The organism is Rubrivirga sp., assembly GCF_049648075.1.
GTDB lineage: Bacteria > Bacteroidota > Rhodothermia > Rhodothermales > Rubricoccaceae > Rubrivirga.
On sequence record NZ_JBARYR010000511.1, the window covers coordinates 1 to 6,717 of the forward strand.

Sequence of the window (6,717 nt, forward strand, 5' to 3'; positions counted from 1 at the left end):
TCGAGTTCTGCCGTCAGTCGAAGTCGCTGTTCATCTTCGACGAGGTCCACCACCTGTCCCACGACGGGACCTGGGCGCAGGCCATCGAGCGGTTCCCGCACGCCGCGTCGGTCGCGCTATCCGGCACGCCGATGCGAAGCGACAGCAAGTCGCTGTTCGGCGTGCCCACGACGACGGACGCGGAGGGCTTCGAGTACTACGACGCGCTCCACGAGGTCGGGATGCGCGAGGCGCACTCGGAGGGCGGCATCCTCAAACGCGTCGAGGCCCACGTCGTCGACTACGCCGTCCGCATGGTGCGGACCGACACGGGCGAGGAGGTCGAGGTCTCCCTCACCGCCCTCCGCGACGACCCCGAGGCCTCGCGCGACGTCGACGCCTACCTCGCCCGGCGCAAGCTCCGCTTCCACGAGGTCTACCTCGATACGCTCTTGGGCCCGGCGTTCGAGCGGTTCAGCCAAAAACGCGGCGCCCTGGCGCGCATGATGGCGCGGTCCGGGACCTGGCAGGGGTACCGCGACCACCAGATGCTCATCATCGCGATGAGCAACGCCCACGCCCGCGCGATCCACGAGTTCGTCCGCCGTCGCTACCCCGACGTCCTCTCGGCCCGGATCGGCCAGGACGTGCCGGCCGGCGACCGCCAACAACGCCTGGACGCCTACCGCAACGGCGAGATCGACGTCATGGTCCAGGTCGACATGATCGGCGAGGGCACGGACATCAAGCCGATCTCCGTGCTCGTCAAGGCCGACCTGGTGCGGGCCGTCGGCAAGACGATGCAGCAGGTGTTTCGGGGGATGCGCTACGTGCCGCAGTGGCCCGAGGAGGCCAACACGTGTGACCTGTACGCGGCCGAGGACTCGGGAGTAGCCGAGACATTGCGCTGGATCGCGGCCGAGGAGACGCTCGGCACCAAGAAGAGCAACGGCGGCGATGGGACTGGCGAGGCGCCCGTCTCCGAGCAGACCGAGGCCAGTGTGTGGGAGCTCAAAGCGGTCCGCCAAGGAACGAGCCAGACGCTGTCGCTCGAGCAGATGCCGGGCTACCGAACGGCGTCCGACTTCCACCGCGACGTCCCCGTCGAGGTCGCCAAGCCCGTCGCCCTCGACATGGCCGCGCGCGAGCGCGAACTGCGGCAGACGTGCGCCGAGCTCGCCAAAGAGCTCAGCTACGCCGCCGACGTCTCGGTCCGCCAGGTCCACGCGGCGTGGAAGCAGCAGGGGCGCGGGCAAGCACAGGCGCTAGCCAGCGTCGTCGCCCTCGACAAGAAGCGGGCATGGCTGGAGCGATCGCTCCGTTTGGGCCGGCTCGCGTAGCCGTCCTCGAGGGCTCACGCGCCCTTCCGGCAGTCGTCCTCGAGGACGAGCAGGACTCGCGCGTCGGCTCCGAGAGTGGCGCACAACGCTTCTGCCCAACCGGCGTCGAGACGTCGTCACGTCGCCGCAGCAAACGGGCGTCCTCGAGGCCGAGCACCGACCTCGAGGACGCGACGGCCTCAGCTCGCGAGCGCCCGGACGGCGTCGGCGAGCATCCCGACCTTCGCAGCATCGCTCGAGGACGAGCGCTTGCCGTCGACCATCGACGCGATCTCCATCAGGGCTGTGCGGCGGGCCGAGCCCGAGGCGCCCTCGGCGCGAGACAGCATCTCGCGGACCGTCGCGACGTCTGCTCCCTCGAGGCCGCGCGACCGCTCGAGCTGGTCGACGTAGGCCCGCGCCAACGCGAACGAGGCCGGCCAGGTGTACTTCGGCTGGCCCTGGGCGTTGAGCAGGTCGTACTCGACCGTGTTCGCGGCTTCGATCTCGTTCGCGGTTAGGAACGCGCTCGGGGTGAGCTCGAACACGTCCAAGCCGCGAGCGATCTCCGAGCTCACGATGTAGCCGTTGTACCAGTAGACGGACCAGCTGCCGCCCATCTGGAACTCGTCGGCGTCGATCGGGCCGCGGTCATGGAACGCGATCTCCATCGGTTTGGCCGAGTCGGTCCAGTCGAAGATCGAGATGCCGCCCTGGTACCAACTCTGGACCATCACGTCCCGTCCCGGGATCGGGATCAGGGAGCCGTTGTGGGCCACGCAGTTCTCCGTCGAGGTCTGAGCCGCGGGGATTTTGTAGTAGCTCACGAAGTCCATCTCGCCGTCCTCGATGTCGAAGATGGCGTTCGCGCCCCACTCTTTCGGGTCGTCGGCGCGGCACTTGGGCTGGCCGCCGCCGCCCCACTCGTCGGTAAAGAGGACCTTCGTGCCGTCGTTGTTGAACGTGGCCGAGTGCCAGTAGGCGAAGTTGGAGTCCGCGACGGCGTCGATGCGGCGGGGCATGGCCGGGTTCGAGATATCGAGGAGCAAGCCGTAGCCCTCACACGCACCGCCGGCCAGGCCGATTTCGGGGTAGAGCGTGATGTCGTGGCACTGGTCGGGGCCGCGGCGCTCCTCCTCGTCGTCGCCAGCGCCGAAGCGCTCGGCGATGATCTGCGGAAGCTGCTCGCGGAGCATCGTGCTGTCGGCGTCGGTCGGGTCGCCCTCACCACCACGCGCCTGGATCATCTGGCGTAAGAGCTGCTCGGCAAAGCCGTCCGGCAGGACGCGGTCCTGACCGCCGAAGTTGACCACGAACTTGCCTTCGGCACGCGCGCGGTCGATCGCGGCGATGTCGGAGGGAGCCATGCGCTCGCGCGTCGGCGGGGCCTCGAGGTCGTCGAAGATGCGGGGCGAGCTCACGATCCGAGCCGCCGTCGGGTCGTCGAGCGGTACCTGGATGACCTCGATGCGGAACAGGGCGGAGTTCGAGTCCTCCTCCGGGAACGCGGACGAGCAGCCCGGCAGCTCCTCGTCGGGGCGGACGGACGCCGAGCCGGAGACGTAGACGTAGACGTTCTCGTCGTCGTTGGGGTCTTTCAAGACCGAGTGCGTGTGCGAGCCGCGGCACGTCTGGACGTTGGAGACGTACTCGGGATTGCGGATGTCCGAGATGTCGAAGATGCGGATGCCCCTCAAGCGGTCCGGGCTGACGGCGCCCTGGTTTCCTTGCGTGCCGCAGTCCAGACGGCCGCCCAGGCCCTCGCCGGAGACGAACATCAAGTCCCCGTAGACCGACACGTCGCTCTGGGACGCCGGGCAGACGTACTCCGTGACGAGCTCGGGCGCGGCCGGGTTGGTCATGTCCCAGATCTGGACGCCGTTGTAGTTGCCCTGGATGATGAAGTTGTCCTTGAACGCGAGGTCGGAGTTGGTGACGCCGACGAACGCCTCGGGCGGCGGCGTCGCGGACAGCAGGCGCATGTTCCAGATGGCTTCCTCCGCGTCGAACAGACCCGCTCCCAGCCCGACTCGCGGGTCAGGCGAGGGGACCGTCGACATAGGGTTCATCATGGGGCCAGACGTCGAGGCCATCATGGGGGCGCCCTGGGAGCAGGCCGATAAGACCAGGCCGGCGACGAGGGTGGCGGCGCCGAGGCGCAAGGTGTCGAGAAGTCGCATGGTGGTGTGGGGTGTTGCGTGGGGTCCCGACCTCGAGGTCGGCGTGTCATCGAGGACGGCTAGTCCGTCATGGCGTCGAGCATCTGCTGCATCCGAGCGATCTCGGTGCGCTGGTCGACCTGGACGTCGGAGGCGAGCCGGAACGAGGCCTCGTCCTGTCCGGCGCCGTCGGCCTCGAACAGGTCTTCGACCATGACGACGGCGCCGCCGTGGTGCTGAATCATGAACTCGAGGAACAGGCGGTCGAACTCTGCACCCTGGGCGGCGGCGAGTCGGTCGAGCTGGGCCTGGGACAGCATCCCCGGCATCGAGGAGTGATCGTGCATCGTGCCCCCGTGATCCATGCCCCCGTGATTCATCCCGCCATGGTCCATCTCGTCGGCGTCGTCGGCGTGATCCGTTCCAGCGTGGTCCATCCCGCCGTGGTCCATCGGCACGCCCTCGAGGGTGACGGTCAGAACGGTCCCTTCGATCTCGAACACCGGGACCGGCTGGCCACGGTCGCGGAGCCACGTCTGCATCGTCTCGATCTCGTCGCGCTGGGCGTTCGCGATCCGCGCCGCCAACGTCTTGACGGCCTGACCGCCGCCGGCATCAGGGGCGAGTGCGCTCATCACGAGCGCCTGGGCGTGGTGCCCGATCATGCCCGTCATAAAGTCGACGTCGGCCTGGACGAACCGGGTCTGCGCCTCTTGCTGCCGTGCCCAGTACGCGGCCTCGAGGTCGGACATCTCAGCGGGGTCGCCTGGCGAGACGGTCGTCCTCGAGGGCGAATCCGCGGCCTCGAGGCCGGCGGAGCTGGCACAGCCCGTGACCGCGAAGGCCAGCAAAAGCGCGACGTGCGGCGGGCGTCGGTCGATCCTCATGGGTCCGGTCGTGTGGGGCCCCAAGGTACACGCCGCCGTGAGAAACCTAGCAGCCCAACGCCTCGAAACCGTTCGGGCTCACGTCAGCACCTCTTTCCACGCCTTCCCGGCCTTCCGCCCACTCCCGATGCTCTTGACCGACTCGAGCCCGGCCGATCGGTCGTCGGGGTCCATCGCGCCGTTCGGCTTCGTGAACGAGATGCGGTAGTCGTTCTTCTTGACCCGCAGCTTGACGCCTCCGCTGAAGTAGTACCACGGGAAGACGACGTCCTCGACCTGGTGCAGGTGGACGCCGAACACCTTCTCGCCCTCGACCTCGAAGGTGAGCACTCCGTCGTGGAGGGTGAGGTAGCCGGGCTTGGTCTGGGTCGCGCCGATCATCTGCCAGGCGGGACTCTCGAAGGATTGGGACATGAGAGCGTGGGTGGTTGCTCTTCATCCGCGATCCTGTATCGCTCGGGATCACGACCTCGAGGTCGCTACCGCTTCGTGACTCGGACGCTGGGAAACGGGACGCCATCGAGGACGGCCCGGACGTGGTAAACGCCGGCCGGCGCGGACTCGAGTCCGACCTCGAGGTCGGAGACACCTCTGGGGATGGCGCGGGTGCTGGACCACACCTCGCGCCCGAGCACGTCGTAGACGGCGATCTCGAGGGCGCCGGCGGTCGCGGCTTGGATGCGGAGCGTCGTCCTCGAGGCCGTGGGGTTGGGGAAGGCGACGACTGTCGATGGCTCACCCACGACGGTTGGGTCGGCGGGTGTTGGAAACGTGCCGTAGGTCGTGCCACCGACCGTGGCAGCTATGAGCTTCCAACTGGTCCTCTTACTCGAGCCACGGGTCCCACTGGACACGTACCGATACTGGATGAGTCCGATTCCTCGCGCGTACACGTGCGTCACAGGCGGGGCCACAACTGCGACCTCGAGGTTGTAGGTCGTCCCTCCGATGTCCACGACCCACTCGATAGGCGCCCGTGAAAGCGCACCTAGAAATCCACCAGAGGGATTCGGGCTTTCCGGGACGTACGGAAATAGTCCTTCGCGCTGCCCGTCCGATCCGTAGGCAAAGCTCCGGCCATCAGAGCGGAGCCCGTAGAGACCGGAGGTCCCATCGGGTCCCTCCATTACCGCCACGGTATCCGCACCCTCTGCACGGAGAGCGGTCACGCGGTATGTCAACATCGTATCCGTCTGTACACATCTGGATGCCGTATACCCGATGCAGTCTTCGTTGGAGTACTCGTAGACCCATACATCTCCGACGTGGAGTGGCACGTACTCCCAAGCACGATCAGGACTGACTTGGGACTGGACCAGCGGCGAGAAGGCGATGGCGAGTACAACGAGACGAAAAGGCATGTGTGGTCGGACGGTTTCATCTCAACGATAGGTCTTGCCTGTTTAGCCGTCAACCGTCGGGGGCCGGCCTCGAGGTCGACGGGGTCTCCATTCCGAAGCGACGTAGGCGCTTGCATCCCCTCAAACGGGTCCGGGTATCTTCGCCGGTCTTCTCTCCTCCACATGGACATCGTCTCCATCGGTCGCGGCCTCATCGGTCTGGCCGGCATCGTCGCCATCGCGCTCGCGCTCTCGTCGGACCGGCGGCGCATCAACTGGCGGACGGTCGGCGCGGGGCTGCTGCTCCAGCTCACGTTCGCGATCCTGTTCCTCAAGGGCGACGAGTTGGCGACGGTTTTCTCGCCGTTCGGGTGGCCGAAGCTGGCCTTCTCGTGGGTCGCGAGCCTGTTCGTCGCGTTCCTGAGCGCCGTCGAGGCCGGCGCGACGTTCGTGTTCGGGTCGCTGGCGTTGTCGCCTGGAGCAGAGGGGTCGCTGGGCTTTTTCTTCTTCGCGTACGTGTTGCCGACGGTGATCGTGTTCGCGTCGCTGATGTCGATCCTGTACTACCTCGGCGTCATGCAGAAGGTGGTCCAGGGCGTGGCCTGGGTGGTCCAGCGGGCGCTGGGGACGTCGGGGCCGGAGTCGCTGTCGGTGAGCGCGAACATCTTCGTCGGCCAGACCGAGGCGCCGCTCGTCATCAAGCCGTACGTCAAGACCCTGACGCGGTCCGAGCTGATGGCCGTCATGACCGGCGGCATGGCGACGATCGCGGGCGGCGTGTTGGCGTCGTACGTCGCGTTCCTGGGCGAGCGCTACGCGGCCGTCCAAGGGATCGCCGTCGAGGCCGGGCAGCAGATCTTCGCCGAGCAACTGTTGGGGGCCAGTGTGATGGCCGCGCCGGCGGCCCTGGTCTTGGCCAAGATCCTGATCCCCGAGAAGGCCCGGCTGACCGCGCCCGCCCACCTCGAGGCGGGCGCCGTCGCGCCGGTCACCGACGCCGGCGAGGCGACGCAGCCCTCGACCTCGAGTGACG

At 67.5% G+C, this 6,717-nt stretch carries 6 protein-coding genes; 2 read left to right on the top strand and 4 right to left on the bottom strand.

Annotated elements, in window-relative coordinates; all coding sequences use genetic code 11:
- Nucleotides 1-1,319, top strand: a 1,319-nt coding sequence (locus WBA11_RS14325) for a DEAD/DEAH box helicase (protein ID WP_424521350.1), incomplete at its 5' end; no start/stop codon positions are given.
- Nucleotides 1,320-1,498: 179 nt separating this feature from the next.
- Here the strand turns inward: WBA11_RS14325 and WBA11_RS14330 are convergent.
- The 4 genes from WBA11_RS14330 to WBA11_RS14345 form a co-directional block, all read right to left on the bottom strand.
- Nucleotides 1,499-3,478, bottom strand: coding sequence for an LVIVD repeat-containing protein (locus tag WBA11_RS14330; RefSeq protein ID WP_424521351.1), 1,980 nt, complete (start codon nucleotides 3,476-3,478; stop codon nucleotides 1,499-1,501).
- A gap of 59 nt (nucleotides 3,479-3,537) precedes the next feature.
- Entirely contained in the window at nucleotides 3,538-4,344 is an 807-nt protein-coding gene (locus WBA11_RS14335; protein WP_424521352.1) for a DUF305 domain-containing protein, read from the bottom strand.
- A gap of 78 nt (nucleotides 4,345-4,422) precedes the next feature.
- A complete protein-coding gene (locus WBA11_RS14340) occupies nucleotides 4,423-4,758 on the bottom strand; it encodes a hypothetical protein (protein WP_424521353.1) in 336 nt (111 codons plus the stop codon).
- Nucleotides 4,759-4,823: 65 nt separating this feature from the next.
- Nucleotides 4,824-5,705 carry a T9SS type A sorting domain-containing protein gene (locus tag WBA11_RS14345; protein WP_424521354.1) on the bottom strand — a complete coding sequence of 294 codons (882 nt, stop codon included), beginning with the start codon at nucleotides 5,703-5,705 and terminating at the stop codon, nucleotides 4,824-4,826.
- Between the two features lie 162 nt (nucleotides 5,706-5,867).
- Here WBA11_RS14345 and WBA11_RS14350 point away from each other — a divergent pair.
- Nucleotides 5,868-6,717: nucleoside recognition domain-containing protein (locus WBA11_RS14350; RefSeq protein ID WP_424521355.1), on the top strand; the 850-nt coding region annotated here is incomplete at its 3' end.